The 14,149-nt window shown below is 39.1% G+C and carries 14 protein-coding genes and 1 pseudogene; 1 reads left to right on the top strand and 14 read right to left on the bottom strand.

Annotation, left to right across the window (positions count from 1 at the left end; genetic code table 11):
- Positions 1-10: 10 nt before the first annotated feature.
- The 4 genes from H9L19_RS04690 to H9L19_RS04675 form a co-directional block, all read right to left on the bottom strand.
- Positions 11-949, bottom strand: a complete 939-nt coding sequence (locus tag H9L19_RS04690; RefSeq protein ID WP_187528556.1) for a conjugal transfer protein — start codon at positions 947-949, stop codon at positions 11-13.
- Positions 950-970: 21 nt separating this feature from the next.
- Positions 971-1,660 carry a hypothetical protein gene (locus H9L19_RS04685; protein ID WP_187528555.1) on the bottom strand — a complete coding sequence of 230 codons (690 nt, stop codon included), beginning with the start codon at positions 1,658-1,660 and terminating at the stop codon, positions 971-973.
- A gap of 56 nt (positions 1,661-1,716) precedes the next feature.
- Positions 1,717-2,517, bottom strand: coding sequence for a hypothetical protein (locus tag H9L19_RS04680; RefSeq protein WP_187528554.1), 801 nt, complete (start codon positions 2,515-2,517; stop codon positions 1,717-1,719).
- A 489-nt stretch (positions 2,518-3,006) separates the two neighbouring features.
- A complete protein-coding gene (locus H9L19_RS04675) occupies positions 3,007-3,381 on the bottom strand; it encodes a DUF488 domain-containing protein (protein WP_187528553.1) in 375 nt (124 codons plus the stop codon).
- 94 nt (positions 3,382-3,475) lie between these two features.
- Between H9L19_RS04675 and H9L19_RS04670 the strand changes: the two genes are divergently transcribed.
- Entirely contained in the window at positions 3,476-3,838 is a 363-nt protein-coding gene (locus H9L19_RS04670) for a DUF1304 domain-containing protein (protein WP_187528552.1), read from the top strand.
- Between the two features lie 69 nt (positions 3,839-3,907).
- On the opposite strand, the gene H9L19_RS04665 is transcribed toward H9L19_RS04670, so the two are convergent.
- From H9L19_RS04665 to H9L19_RS04620, 10 genes and pseudogenes are all read right to left on the bottom strand, one after another.
- On the bottom strand, positions 3,908-5,695 hold the full coding sequence (locus H9L19_RS04665) for an ABC transporter substrate-binding protein (protein WP_187528551.1): 1,788 nt from the start codon (positions 5,693-5,695) through the stop codon (positions 3,908-3,910).
- 93 nt (positions 5,696-5,788) lie between these two features.
- On the bottom strand, positions 5,789-6,751 hold the full coding sequence (locus tag H9L19_RS04660; RefSeq protein ID WP_243198123.1) for an ABC transporter permease: 963 nt from the start codon (positions 6,749-6,751) through the stop codon (positions 5,789-5,791).
- A 9-nt stretch (positions 6,752-6,760) separates the two neighbouring features.
- On the bottom strand, positions 6,761-7,720 hold the full coding sequence (locus H9L19_RS04655) for an ABC transporter permease (protein ID WP_187528550.1): 960 nt from the start codon (positions 7,718-7,720) through the stop codon (positions 6,761-6,763).
- 3 nt (positions 7,721-7,723) lie between these two features.
- Positions 7,724-8,676, bottom strand: a pseudogene (locus tag H9L19_RS04650) (ATP-binding cassette domain-containing protein).
- A gap of 11 nt (positions 8,677-8,687) precedes the next feature.
- Positions 8,688-9,692, bottom strand: coding sequence for an ABC transporter ATP-binding protein (locus H9L19_RS04645; RefSeq protein WP_187528549.1), 1,005 nt, complete (start codon positions 9,690-9,692; stop codon positions 8,688-8,690).
- Between the two features lie 301 nt (positions 9,693-9,993).
- A complete protein-coding gene (locus tag H9L19_RS04640) occupies positions 9,994-10,584 on the bottom strand; it encodes an ATP-dependent Clp protease proteolytic subunit (protein WP_187528548.1) in 591 nt (196 codons plus the stop codon).
- Between the two features lie 80 nt (positions 10,585-10,664).
- On the bottom strand, positions 10,665-11,618 hold the full coding sequence (gene whiA, locus H9L19_RS04635; RefSeq protein WP_187528547.1) for a DNA-binding protein WhiA: 954 nt from the start codon (positions 11,616-11,618) through the stop codon (positions 10,665-10,667).
- A 21-nt stretch (positions 11,619-11,639) separates the two neighbouring features.
- A complete protein-coding gene (locus tag H9L19_RS04630) occupies positions 11,640-12,653 on the bottom strand; it encodes a gluconeogenesis factor YvcK family protein (protein WP_187528546.1) in 1,014 nt (337 codons plus the stop codon).
- Complete coding sequence (rapZ, locus tag H9L19_RS04625) at positions 12,650-13,546, bottom strand: RNase adapter RapZ (RefSeq protein WP_187528545.1); 897 nt, start codon at positions 13,544-13,546, stop codon at positions 12,650-12,652. The genes H9L19_RS04630 and rapZ overlap by 4 nt, the downstream gene beginning before the upstream one ends.
- Positions 13,547-13,674: 128 nt before the next feature.
- Positions 13,675-14,148, bottom strand: coding sequence for a universal stress protein (locus H9L19_RS04620; protein WP_187528544.1), 474 nt, complete (start codon positions 14,146-14,148; stop codon positions 13,675-13,677).
- Position 14,149: the final 1 nt, after the last annotated feature.

Below are 14,149 nucleotides of genomic sequence, written 5' to 3'. Positions count from 1 at the left end.
ATCTCCTTTCTTAGGCTTGAATTAACTTGGTCACAAAATATGTTGATGATTGTTTTTGCAATTCTAATCTAATATTTTGAACTTGTTGTAATTCACTGCCCTTAACTTTTACTATGATACTAGTTGTTACAACCGCCTTTTTGGCACTACCAGTCACAATCATGCTACCAACGTCAACTAATTCAACTGCACCGTCTAAACCGACTGGATCATTCATCATCATTGACATCTCTTTAGTAGTAGATGAAACATACTTGCTTAAGAATTGCTTTGTAAATGTTTGAATTTTCGCAGACGCCTTTGTATCAGATATAGAACGACCTGTTTTAGCCAATCGTGCATCGGCAATTTGTGCTTTGCTATCAATAGGATTAGCCACATAGGGCATACCTACAACTGTAACCTGTGCATTGTTTTGCGCATATGGCACATTGACAGTGAATGACACATCTTGATTATTAGAAGTCACCGTTAAATCAAATTGAGCCGTTTTAACATCATCTACCATAAACAAGCCTTTTAACTTGGCAGTTTTTAGTCTTTGATTAGTAGCCTGTGCGTCACTAGGCATTGTCATGTTTTTAGCAAAATATTTTGCAATTTCATCACTTCTTTGCTGTTGATTATTTGTATCAACCGTGTAGAAAGCAGTTAAAAAATCACCTAAATATTGACCGACTAATGGGTTATAACTCGTAGTACCAGCGCTTGCTAGTTTTAACTTGTTACTCAACGTTGTCACTTTATGATCTAAATTGTGATTTTTTTGAGCAGTTGCGTTTGCAACGAATAGCACATATCCAAAGTACAGAAATAGCATTACCAATACTGCAATTACTAGCTTACGAGCACGCCCTAAATCAAATACATGTGCTTTTGGTATTTTCTTAGGCTTATCCTTAGCTTTTCTTTCATACTCAAAGTCTAGCTTTAATTTAGGGAGTCTCATTTCTTAACAACACCCCCTTTCTTATTTTGCCTTACGTTGCTTTACTAATAGACCAGTGCCACCGAATACCGTTGTCAACAAAGCGGCCATAACACCAAATACACCCGCATCTGATTTAGATGTTTTAACACCTGTAGTTGGCAATGCAGAAGCAATTGCATCATCAAGTTTTGCTTGTGCCTGACGAACAGCGAATGATGATGTGTTATTACCATTTGCAGTTAATACTTTTTGGTAGTTATCTTGTGCTTCACTTACATCAGGATCGGTTGACACATTAGATGAACCACCATTATCCGAATTTCCACTACCAGCATTTGAACCATTATCACCGTTTCCAATATCTCCCGGATCAGTGGTTGAACCACCATTGCCGTTGTCGCCTGGGTCTGTTGGATCAGTCGGATCTGTTGGGTCAGTTGGGTCAGTAGGATCAGTCGGATCTGTTGGATCTGTTGGATCGATTGGATCAACTACCATACCGTCGTCAATGTCCTTAGTAGTTGGCACATCTTTTGTATGTGCACCTGGCGAAAGTACAACTTGCTTATCCTTTGAAGTATCAGGTTGAGTGCTTTTTACAGTTTGCTCTGTATCAGTTGTTTTAACATCTGCACTGGCATCTGATGCTTGGCCAATACCAACAGCCACGCCCGCTAGTGCAGCTGCACCAATCAATGTTTTCTTAGTGTTTTTCATCAATACTTGCATTTTTCTCTCCTATAAATAAAAAAAGAACTAATCTATATTAGTTCTATGCATCATGTTTACTTATTATTTTGCTTGTCGTCAGCCTTTGGCGCATTTGGCTTTTCTTCAACCTTTGGCGCTTCATTAACTGGCTTAGCATCACCTGCTGGAATTTCAAATGAGTCAGCATATACAGTCCAGTCAGTCGTATCATTTCCAACAAAGGCAAACTTGAGACCATTAGGAATTAATTGCATTTCTAACTTCAATGTGTTCTTCATTTGCAGGAACACACTTTCAGCGCTCAAAATACGAATGTAATCATCTTCTGTCACACCACCAGCAAATGCCTTATCTTTTGGTACAAAATTGAATTGAATGTTTGATACGATTGGCTCATCTGTATCAGCATCACGTGTCACTTCGCCACGTTGATTAGTCTTGTAATTCGTTTCAACACTAAACAGTACTAAGTTCTTCTTATCAAACGCACTTGCAGAACGAACCTTACCTACGACACGTTTGTCCTTTCCTGTAACGTAGAGTGCATCATATTCTGCATCAGGATACATGTCATTCTCTGGTGAATTCATTGGGAACAAGAAACCACCAAAGGTTGCAACACGAGAACCGCTACGAGAATTGCTACGTGCATCACCTGCTGCAATATACGCATTAATCAATTTCATTTCAGTCATCATCGGTTGGTTAAAATCGAACCCGCCTTGTGGCGTAATTTTGACCGTATCAAGTGAACCATTAATATTCATTTGTGCAACACGAACGTCACCAGCTTTACCAACTTTTTCAGGACCGACATAAGACATCTTCCCCATTGACTTACCTAGTAATGGTAAATTTTCAAATTTGTTAATCATGATTTTTTCTCCTAATTTATAGTTGTTTTTCCAATAAAATAAACATCTACATAATATAGATGCTTAATAGTAATTTATTTAGCTTTGCTCTTTAGCAGAACTTCTAATTGTTTAGCTCTCTGAAATTCACTAAACTTGCACAAAAAATTCTACTATCAACGGCCACCCTGTCAGCGTCACAATCTCGCTAGAATTGTAAAGCATATGATCCCCGATATTTGTAATCACAGTTGCAGACATTTCTCTCTGACTAACACTGCGCTGATTTAAATGATTAAATCAATTCGTATTCTATTTTCAAAGTTCTAGTTTATAGAGCTTTGAAATTAGACACGAACCTTGTTTATGATAAAAAAATAAACATAGGAACAATGTTACGAAAACGTTACTCATTTTCATTCATCACTCTATGTTTATTAGTTTATTGTTTGTCCATCAAATTAACCCACTTGTATTTTTCTTATCAACTCAACCCTCCCATCAACAATTTTATCGCTTCTGATTTTCATCATTGAATTGATTTAACCATGTCATCAGGACAACCACATGATTTTCGACTGGATTCTTAGCAGCATAGACCAAGGTAACATTGTCATGTGTGCGCAAAATAGTTAGTAATGCTTCAACTGACGTACAGGTCGGTTCATGCTTCAATTCTCTTTTATACAACGTGGTAAACCGTTCAAATTTTTCAGGTTCATGATTAAACCAACGACGTAAATCCGAACTGGGGGCGACATCTTTCAGCCAACAATCAATTTGTGCCTTTGCTTTCGACTGCCCACGAGGCCACAAACGGTCAACCAACACCCGATAGCCATCACTTTGATGTGCTGCTTCATAAACACGTTTCATTTGCAACATAACTCCCCCTTTAAACACGAAAAGCACTAAAAGTGTTGAAATCCATTGTGTTATACTAATATTAACATCTTATAGAATATATAAAGGATTAACAATGACAACATTATCTTATATTACAAGCTTTTTAGTCGCGATTGAATTTTTTTACATCATGTATTTAGAAACGTTTGCAACCACCTCAAAGAACACCGGTCGCGTCTTTAGTATGAAACCTGAAGCGTTGGCCAATCAAAATGTGCAAATGCTGTTCAAAAATCAAGGCATTTATAATGGTTTGCTGGCGGTTGGAATTTTATATGGTTTATTTTTCACACAAACACCCCAGATGATTATTTTACCAATTATGATTTATATCGTTTTGGTTGGTCTGTATGGTAGTTACTCAAGTTCAGATAAGTTGATTGTTTTGAAACAAGCTGGTTTAGCCATAATTACCATTCTCCTGATTTTACTTTAACCAATTCAATGACTTCGAATAAGCAAAAAAACAGTTACCACAATTATGTGGTAACTGTTTTTTACGCTTTTATTTTGTAGCCAGAGTATCTGACGAAACACCCAATTTATTCCAAAGTTCATTATCACCATTAGCATCACTCCAACCAACAACCCGTTTGTTAACTGGCGTGTACTTATAAGCGTAGCTATCCGGAATCACATAAGCTTCTTGATTCATCAATTCTTGATATTGATTAAACGCTTTTTTGCGATAAGCAGTATCCAATGCCTTTTGTGAATCAATTGCATTCAAGGCAGCGGTTAATTCATCTGACGTAAAGTGACCATAATTGAAGGCCGCTTCTTTTGAGAACAAGTCTTGTTGCGATGGTTCTGATGATAGTCCCCAAGCCGCGTCAGTGATATCCCACTCTTTGTCATTGGATTGAACAAGCTTAGCCCAAGTATTAAAGTCTTGAAGACGGTCATGATACAAAGTCACCTTTACCCCAACCTTTTTCCATTGTTGGATATTGTTTTGAGCAATCGCCTCTGACGTTGATTGACCAGACCGTGATAGGTAAACAAGACTTAATTCCTTACCGTCCTTAGTCCGATATCCCGTTTTCTTATCAACTTGCCAACCAGCTTCATCAAGTAACGCCTTAGCTTTCTTAATATCATTAGGGAAGCCCTTAGCTGTCTTATCGTGCCATGTTGAGAATAAGGCTGGAATCAGCGTCGTTGCCCGTGATTTAACCCCATTTAACACTGTATTATCAATTTCATCAATATTCAGTGCATAAGCGAGTGCTTGACGGACCTTTTTATCCTGCAATGGTGTGTCTCGATCTTGGACATTGACTGAATTTGCTTCATCATAGTGACCCAAATTAAAATACTTCAATGAGATATACAAATCTTGATTACCTGTTAATGCATAGCCAGAAACATTCTTTAATGTTGGATATAAGTCAGCCGTAGCTTGATCAATCACATCAAATTTGTGTGCCTTGGCAGCGGCAACAGCTTTCGTTGGTGCTAAAATTTCAGTTGAAATCGACTTGAGTTGTGGTGCTTTACCATAATAATGTGGATTTGGTGCAAACAAAACTGATTGCCCAGCTACAACCTTTTTAACGGTCCAAGGACCAAATGACAATGGCTTAGTCGTATTAGCCGCTGAAGCTGCCAAATCTTTTGGCTTAATATTTTTGATTTGATGGTACGGCGTGGCCGTCTCTAAGAAATAACCATTCCCTGAATTGGTCATCCCAGGTGTGAGCGCTTTAAATGCAATTTTCAAAGTCTTACCATTTTCACCATCTGGATAGGTAATACCAGAAATTGTATCAGTCTTACCAGCATGGTACTCCGATAGGCCTTTGATATTGGCCAAACTTGAACTCCAACGATCAGAACCATATGCGTTATTTGCAATAAGCTCGTAAGTCAATTCGACATCCTTTGCGGTCACAGGTTGACCATCAGACCAAGTCAATTTATCTTGCAGTTTAATGGTAGCCGTTTTATTCGTCCGATCGAACTTAATATTTGCTGGTCCACCATCAATAATTTTAAAGTTCTTATCAGTATAGAAAAGGGCTGAATTACCCGTTGGCTTAAAAATTTCTTGCGTTAAATTATCGTCTTGCAAAGGCGCTAAGAATGATCCTTGAAATGGTGTTGCACTCACTTCGGCAACTTTCAAATCGCCACCTTTAATGGCACCTTTTGGATTATTATAAGCAACACTAAATTTACCAATTTTGGCGTTATCCTTCTTAGCGCCTTGATTACCAAATACGAAGAACGAACCAACTGCTACTATCGCAACTAGAACAATTCCAATCAACCATTTGACTGCTTTACTCATAATGATTACCCCTTACTTCTTCTAGAATGTTTTAAATTTATCAGATTAAAATTAGAAAATCAACCAATATATCTCATTTATTTTTAATATAATTCAGCCCAATGCCTGTCGTTGGTCAGCAACACGCCGAAGCGCTTGCCCAATAATCATAATCAAAATTGTATAAACGATAATAATAACGGCTGCTGGCACCCAAACCCACGGTTTATCCGTCATCGTTTCAGGATCAGTTGCATAATTCAACAATGTCCCTAGTGATGGCGTGCCAGCTGGCAATCCAAACCCTAAAAATGATAGTGACGTTTCCAACCCTACGTTGCCGGCAAACATCAGCGTCGATTCGGCAATAATCAGCGACGACAAATTAGGAAAAATTTCTCGGAAAATAATCTTGATATCACTTGTCCCAGAAGTTTTTGATGCACTCACATAGTCACGATTGGCTTCAACCAACGTGCGTGCTCGAACAAGCCGTACCGTATTAAACCATCCTAACGCAGAGATAATAATAATCAGCGGCCACATGTTATAGTGCGGAATCAAAGTCACCAACACAATGATAATCATCATCACCGGCAAAATAGTCATGAAGTCAATCACTCGCATAAAAATACCATCAAATTTACCACCAAAGTAGCCAGTGATTAATCCGCCAGCAGTGCCTAAAACTAAAATTGCCACCGTGACCAAAAAACCGATTGTCAAAGAATTACGAGCAGCAACAATTACCATTTTCAAGATATCGTGCCCGCCATTATCCGTTCCTAAAAAGTGACCGTCAACAAATGGTGCTTTGTATTGTTCTAAGATATGCACATCAATAAAATCAGCTGGTTTAATAAAAATCGCGGCCACAAAAATAACTAACGTTAAAACGACAAGCAGAATCGCAGCAAATTGAGCACCTTGATCATGAATTAATTCACGTTTTAAAGCTTGATACAATGATGGTTGGAGCGCATCATCGGCATCAATTAATTTAATCTCTTCGATCACTTCATCGGAATGCGTTTGACTAACGATGGGCGTATCATTCAATTGATCTGAATTCATCATAACCTCCCTCTATTGAATCCGAATACGCGGATCAACAATTGACATAATAATATCTGACAATAGGCCACCAACCACGGCCAATGCACCATTGAATAAGACCAACGTCGTTACGATTGGATAATCACGCGTCAATACTGAATCGATAAATAATTTACCAACCCCTGGGAATGAAAAAATTGTTTCTGCGATAATCATTCCGCCAAAAATAGCCGTAATTGAGTAACCCATAGTTGACGCAATTGGTAAAAATGCATTACGCAAAATATGTTTGGTCATAATCTTTTTTTCAGGTACGCCCTTAGCACGAGCCAACTTCACATACTCTTGCTTGGCTTCGTCTAAAATACCAGTTCTCAGGTAAGTAAAAGTGGCGGTTGTGCCAATAATAGCCACCGTTAAAGCCGGCAAAATCATGTGGTACAAGCGACTAATCAGAATTTCAAAGAAGCCATTTGCAGTTGCATCAACGGTACCAGAAGTCGGAAAGATTCCCAGTACATACCCAAAAATGAAAATGCCAAATAAATAAAACAGGTATGATGGCATCGTATAAACAAATGAATTCCACAAAACCAAGCCGCGGTCCAAACGCGAATTTTCCTTACGAGCTGCAATTAAGGCCATCCCAATCGCTATTAAATACGTGAGAAACATTGCAATTAATGATAAGTAAACTGTGTTGCCCAAACGATCACCAATAATGGTTCTCACCGGTGCCTTCAATTGAAACGATTGTCCAAAATCGCCATGAAATACATTACCCATCCAATGAATATATTGCTGATACCATGGCTGATCTAAACCAGCTGCATGACGAAGGGCATTTAACTGATGAATATCTGTATGCGGGCCGATACGACCACTAAATGGATCACCTGGCATTAACTTAGCTAACATAAACGTCAAAATCGAAACAATTAACAATTGGGGAATCATAATCAAAACACGACGTAAAATTGTTTTCCACATGTGCTAATCCTCCCGTTTCACTGACTGAGTTTTTAACGCCACCGCGTGTGTTTTTGACACTGCCTGTAAATCAAATGCGCGACCATTCTTATCATAATAATCTGACCATTGCTCATTAAAGGCTGTTTCGATTGCTTGTCGTTTCACTCGATTTTCCTCTCGATGGGCAATATCAATTTCTGGAATTGCCGCTAATAATCGTTGTGTATAGATATGCTGTGGTCGATTAAAAATATCATCGCGCGTGCCAATTTCAACAAAACGACCAGCATGAATAATTGCAATTTTTTCTGTCATATGCCGAACAACACCTAAATCATGCGATATAAACAAAAAAGCAATCCCATATTCTTTTTGAATTTTTTTCATGAAATTTAATACCTGTGCTTGCACAGATAAATCCAGAGCTGATACTGGTTCATCAGCGACTATTAATTTAGGATTAGTGGCGACAGCACGTGCAATGACAATGCGTTGCCGTTGCCCCCCGAAAATTGAAATGGGTACTGATACATCGTTTGTGCTGGCAATCCCACAATAGCAAGCAGTTCTTCAACACGTTTTGTTAATGATTCACCTTTTAGAGTTGTAAAATTGCGCAGTGGTTCAGCAATAATATCGTAAATTGTTTTCCTAGGATTCAACGACGACATTGAGTCTTGAAAAATCATTTGAACATCTTTGTTGTAATTCAATGATCGACGGATACGTGGATTCGTCACTGAAACGCCTTCATACTGGATTTCACCAGCTGTAATTGTTTCTAATCCTACGATAGCCTTGCCAATCGTTGACTTACCCGAACCCGACTCACCAATCAAACCGTATGTTTTCCCTGCTTCAATCTCAAAAGTGACATCGTCGACTGCCCGAACATAGTCCAGCACACGATTGAAAAAACCACCTCGAATAGGATAATGAATTTTTAAATTTGATATTTTAATCAACGTACTCATAGCTTCGCCCTCTATTTTTCTTCTGCAAACCTAAACGTTTGCCACGCAGTCCCTCGGACAAAATGTTCAGGGCTCACCTCGTTCAATGACACATTAGTTGCCTGGCGCAAATCATCATCGATCCATGGTATCCGGTCAAGGAACATATCTCGACGATGATCCATTTTCTTCAATGATGGTACCGAACCAGCAATCACATACAAATCATCATTTTGTTGATCAAGTGTTGGAATTGATCGTAAGAGCGAACGCGTATAAGGATGCTTGGGCGCCTCAAATAGCTTTGCCACTGGGGCCTGTTCGACGATTTGGCCGGCATACATCACACCAACCGTATCCGCCACTTCAGCAACAACGCCCAAATCATGTGTTATCAACAAAATACCCGCTGAATTTTCTTTTTGAATTGTCTTTAATAAATCCAAAATTTGGGCTTGAATGGTAACGTCCAATGCAGTAGTTGGCTCATCGGCAATAATCAAGCGTGGTTTGTTCGCAACGGCTATCGCTATCACTACGCGTTGGCGCATACCACCAGATAATTGATGGGGGAATTCATTTGCGACCCATTTGGGATGGTTGATTCCGACACTATTTAATAGATCAAGGACACGGTCATCATATGCTGTTTCAGGATAGACATCGTGCATCATCAAAGCCTCTTTGATTTGATCACCGATTTTTTGTAATGGATTCAATGCCGATAATGGATCTTGAAAAATCATGCTCATGACATTGCCTCGTAAAGCTGGCCATTCCTCATTAGTTAATTTCAATAAATCCTGCGTTTCAAATTGGATATCGCCCGTCACTTTGGTATAAGCTGGGTCATGCAATCCAATCATCGCTGTTGCTAAGGTTGATTTACCCGACCCTGACTCGCCAACTAACGCATAGACTTCACCCGGCTTAACGGTTAAGTCAACATTTGAAACAGCCGTGATGTACTCACCACGAATTTTAAATGCAACACTGACGTTTTTTGCACGTAGTAATGATGTTTGATGCTCTGCCATAGTTCGTTTCCCTCTATCGATCGAATATACTAATGTCATGAATTCACATGTCCTAAAATTTGGTTCAATTCATAATAAAATTCATTTTAATTGTTTTCTCATAATAAGTCCACTAAAATTAGAAACAATCTCATTTATTTGCTCGAAACTGTTTATTGACAGTTTATGTAAAATGAGGATATTATCTATTCAAAAAATAGATGTAATCATTTAAGACAAAATATCATTTAAGTGTTTATATATTTTATTGCAACAAAAAGAGCCTTACATATCGCAAGACTCTATTCAATATCATATTTAATTATTTATCGCTGCTCTTAATCATTACTTTATCAATTAATCCATAAGCTAATGATTCCTCAGCGTCTAGCCAGTAATCACGCTCAATATCAGCATTGACTTTTTCAAGTGGTTGACCTGAATTATCAGCTAATACTTTAGCCAAGCGCTCACGGGTCTTAAAAATTTGTTCATAGGCAATTTTCATTTCAGTTTCTTGCCCTTGTGTACCACCCATTGGCTGGTGAATCAAAAATTCTGAATTTGGCAACATGAAACGCTTACCTTTTGCACCTGAAGACGCCAGAATTGAGGCCATTGATGCTGCTAACCCGACAACAATGGTTTGGACATCGGCATGAACAAAGTTCATTGTATCATAAATCGACATACCTGCGATTACTTCCCCACCGGGTGAATCAATGTACATATAAATATCCTTATCAGGATCTTGTGCATCAAGGAAAAGTAATTGCGCCTTAACTGTTGCTGCCATCGCTGAATCGATTGGTCCTGTCAACATAATAATTCGGTCAATTAAAAGCCGTGAATAAATATCATATGAACGTTCGCCACGGGCAGATTGTTCAATCACGTATGGAATTGGATTCATTGTAAAATTACCTCCTAAAGGTTGTAAAGTATATTTTATATTTTTAGTCAGCATTGGTCAATACATTCTGTCAGCGGATTTTACATGTTTTTTGGCAGCTGCCCGCCTTCTCGTAAAGTATCAGCTAAACTAGATATTTTACGCAGTCGATGGTTAACGCCCGATTTTGTAATTTCACCCGAATGAACATATTGTCCTAATTCTGACAACGGATCGTCGCGATGCGCCAATCGAACTTCTGCAATTTCTCGTAACTTGATTGGTAGACGATGCAACCCAATCTCAGCATCCAAAAATTCTATATCATCAATTTGTTTTTGGCTGGCACTGACTGTCTTCTCGATATTGGCATTTTCAGCATTAACTAATCGATTAACTGAATTACGCATATCGCGCATCACGCGGATATCTTCAAATTTTAACATTGCAACTGTCGCACCAATTAGATTTAACAAATCGACTATCTTTTCAGCTTCTTTCAGATACACGATATATCCGGAACGTCGTTCAAGCACCTTGGGTTTTAGGCCAAACTGATTGATTAAAGCGGCCAATTGCTCAGCCTGTTCAATATACAAAGAATAAATCTCTAGATGATACCGCGACGTTTCAGGATTATTAACTGAGCCGGCAGCCAAAAATGCACCACGCAAGTACGAGCGAATCATACCTTCGTCGGCCAGCCATGTTTCAGAGACAGTCGACGTAATCGTTCCAGACTCGAAAATATGCAAATCATTCAACAACTCATTCACATCTTGTTTGATACGCACGACATACAAATTATTTTTTTTCAGTTTCATTTGTCGTCGCACCGAAATTTCAGCTTGTACGTCATAAAATTGTTGTAATAAAGATAATATACGCCTTGCAGTCGCCGCGTTTTCAGTTTGAACATTAAGTGTCCACTGCATATTATTTAATCCGAGGGCACCATTCATTCGCAATAGTGCCGATAGTTCAGCTTTTGCATTCGAAGGCTTGGTGATTTCTAACATCGTTAACTCTTTTTTGACGTCACTTGCAAACGACATTGGTCATCTCTCCTTTAGCAATTAGTCTTTCAGATTTTTAATCGTATTGTCACTAGCAATCATTTGTAATAGTTCAGCAACTTTGGTTGCATTATGAAAAGCGCCGTCGTCTCGTAGTTCAACTAAATCAGCCAAAACTGGCGTTGCACCTTGTTTTTTAACTTCTTCGGGGTCTGATTTCACCTGATGGGAAATTTCATTCCATCGCTGCCAATCAATATACCCTTCAGGCACCACACCAGAATTCATGATCATCGCATCGACAACTTCACGTCCAATTTGCTGATTAATCACTCGCAAATGATCTCCATCTGAAAAATCGTCCGTTTCACCTTTTTGCGTCATAATATTTGAAATATAGACGATTTTGGCAGTCGTTGCCCGAAGCGCAGCAGCAATGTTAGGCACACTAATATTTGGCAAGATACTTGTATAGAGTGAACCAGGACCGAGTACTACCATATCAGCCGCTAAAATTGAATTGACCACTTCAGCCGTAGCTTCTGGTGCTTCACCCGCTGCATTTTCAACCCAAATATTTGTAATCTTCTTGTGTGCTTGCGTAATTTCAGCTTCCCCGCTGAGACACGTCCCGTCAGTGAAGCGCGCATGCAGCGTCAACGGTTCATTGACGACTGGATAAATGTGACCTTTAACCTGCATAATTTTTGATAGATACTGCACCGCCTCAAAAATATCTTTATACTGCTCCGCCATCGCTGCAATCATCAAATTGCCAATGGTATGATTTGCTAAAAAACTAGCTTCATCAGTAAACCGATACTGAAACAAATCTAAGAAGTCCTGTGGGGCATCCGAAAGGGTAGCCATCACATTTCGAATATCACCAGGTGGTACCATTTTCAAATAATCACGTAAAGTGCCCGACGAACCACCATCATCTGCCACTGTAATAATAGCAGTTAAATCCGTATCGTATTTTCGTAACCCACCAAGAATAACCGATTGACCAGTCCCGCCACCGATAACAACGATTTTATCAGAAATCGGTTGTGCTTTAATTGCTTCACTCATACGCGAACTCCATTATCCTTACGTCGATTCATATCACGGTGATATTCAGAAACCGGTCCAAACGTAGATAAATCTTGTGTCAAACGATGAGCAAAAGCAACTGAGCGATGTTGACCACCAGTACATCCAAACGCAATCGTTAAAGTCGAACGCCCTTCATCTCGATAGCGTGGTAAGGCCCACTGTAAAATATCCAATTCTTTTTGATAGAATAGCTCTGCACCTTCTGACTGCCAGATATAATCCGCAACCGGCGCGTCAATACCAGTTAAATCGCGTAACGTTGGATCATAGTAAGGATTACTCAAAAATCGCACATCAATCACCAAATCAGCGTCCATTGGTGCACCATATTTAAAGCCAAAACTTAGAATCTGCACCTGAAACAAATTAGAATGTGCGATAGAATCACCATAATGTTTGACAATATATTGCCGCAATTCACGCGGCCCAAAAGTTGATGTTTGTATCACTTCTGTCGCAAGGGTTTTAATTTCTGCCAACAAACGACGTTCATTATCAATATCAATTAAAGTCCCTGCACCCTGTGTTAGTGGATGATGGCGACGGGTTTCCTTATAGCGTGCAACTAGTTCTTCATCCGTGGCATCCAAAAAAATCACACGAAGATTGTATTGTTGCTGGCGATTTTCATCCATCATTGCTTTAACAACTTGCACAAGATCAGAAAAGAACTCTTCAGCTCGTAAGTCAATCACAACTGCAGCTTTCGCAACGTTTTTTGTTGTCAGTAACATTTGCCAATATTCAGGCAACATTTTAGCTGGTAGATTATCAGTTGTAAAATAGGCCAAATCTTCAAATGACCGCATAGCAACTGTTTTACCGGCACCAGACATCCCAGTAATAATCACTAATTCTGGTTTATTCATTTTGCACCACCTTTATAACTAATCTTTATAAATTATACCACGTGCCACTCTAGCCTTAATCGGAATAATCGTCAGATAATTTGCCATAATAAAAAGGCTGACTTGATGCCAGCCTTTGGTTAATCTGATTAATGCTTATAAAGTTGTCGAGCAACCATAGATGACACACGAGCATGTCTAGCAACATAGGCTGCTTGTGACCCCAAAGAATCCCAGAAGCCTTCTTTAGAATGGGCACCCACCACAATCAAATCTGCGCCGACCTTTGGCGCAATTTCATGTACTAGGACATCCCCCGCCTTTGCACCGTCTTCGAAAATTGTTTCAACATCAGCAACACCTTGTGATAAAGCATATTCTTTATAGCGTGCGAGGTTTTTTTCAAAAATTTCACGTTTAGCTTTAACGGCCGTCAACGAAAGGGCCTCAATCGTTGATAAATCACCCATTTCTAGAATTGTTGCAATGACTAACTTTGACCCATCTTCACCAGCTTGGTGAATGGCATTAGCTAAAGCAAAGTATCCTTGTTCTGATTCATCGACCCCTACTAAAATCGTTTTAAACTGATTTGGTTCAACATTAAAGTTTAATTCACCCATT

The sequence above is a fragment of the Weissella diestrammenae genome (genome assembly GCF_014397255.1).
GTDB lineage: Bacteria > Bacillota > Bacilli > Lactobacillales > Lactobacillaceae > Weissella > Weissella diestrammenae.
Note: the sequence above shows the minus strand (reverse complement) of the source record. Positions and strands in the feature narration are given on the sequence as shown.

Excerpts from the sequence above, each read along its gene's own strand:
- H9L19_RS04665 (WP_187528551.1), bottom strand. The coding sequence starts at position 5,695 with ATGAGTAAAGCAGTCAAATGGTTGATTGGAATTGTTCTAGTTGCGATA.
- H9L19_RS04680 (WP_187528554.1), bottom strand. The coding sequence starts at position 2,517 with ATGATTAACAAATTTGAAAATTTACCATTACTAGGTAAGTCAATGGGG.
- rapZ (WP_187528545.1), bottom strand. The coding sequence starts at position 13,546 with ATGAATAAACCAGAATTAGTGATTATTACTGGGATGTCTGGTGCCGGT.
- H9L19_RS04675 (WP_187528553.1), bottom strand. The coding sequence starts at position 3,381 with ATGTTGCAAATGAAACGTGTTTATGAAGCAGCACATCAAAGTGATGGC.
- H9L19_RS04630 (WP_187528546.1), bottom strand. The coding sequence starts at position 12,653 with ATGAGTGAAGCAATTAAAGCACAACCGATTTCTGATAAAATCGTTGTT.
- whiA (WP_187528547.1), bottom strand. The coding sequence starts at position 11,618 with ATGTCGTTTGCAAGTGACGTCAAAAAAGAGTTAACGATGTTAGAAATC.
- H9L19_RS04660 (WP_243198123.1), bottom strand. The coding sequence starts at position 6,751 with ATGATGAATTCAGATCAATTGAATGATACGCCCATCGTTAGTCAAACG.
- H9L19_RS04685 (WP_187528555.1), bottom strand. The coding sequence starts at position 1,660 with ATGCAAGTATTGATGAAAAACACTAAGAAAACATTGATTGGTGCAGCT.
- H9L19_RS04645 (WP_187528549.1), bottom strand. The coding sequence starts at position 9,692 with ATGGCAGAGCATCAAACATCATTACTACGTGCAAAAAACGTCAGTGTT.
- H9L19_RS04670 (WP_187528552.1), top strand. The coding sequence starts at position 3,476 with ATGACAACATTATCTTATATTACAAGCTTTTTAGTCGCGATTGAATTT.
- H9L19_RS04620 (WP_187528544.1), bottom strand. The coding sequence starts at position 14,148 with ATGGGTGAATTAAACTTTAATGTTGAACCAAATCAGTTTAAAACGATT.
- H9L19_RS04690 (WP_187528556.1), bottom strand. The coding sequence starts at position 949 with ATGAGACTCCCTAAATTAAAGCTAGACTTTGAGTATGAAAGAAAAGCT.
- H9L19_RS04640 (WP_187528548.1), bottom strand. The coding sequence starts at position 10,584 with ATGAATCCAATTCCATACGTGATTGAACAATCTGCCCGTGGCGAACGT.
- H9L19_RS04655 (WP_187528550.1), bottom strand. The coding sequence starts at position 7,720 with ATGTGGAAAACAATTTTACGTCGTGTTTTGATTATGATTCCCCAATTG.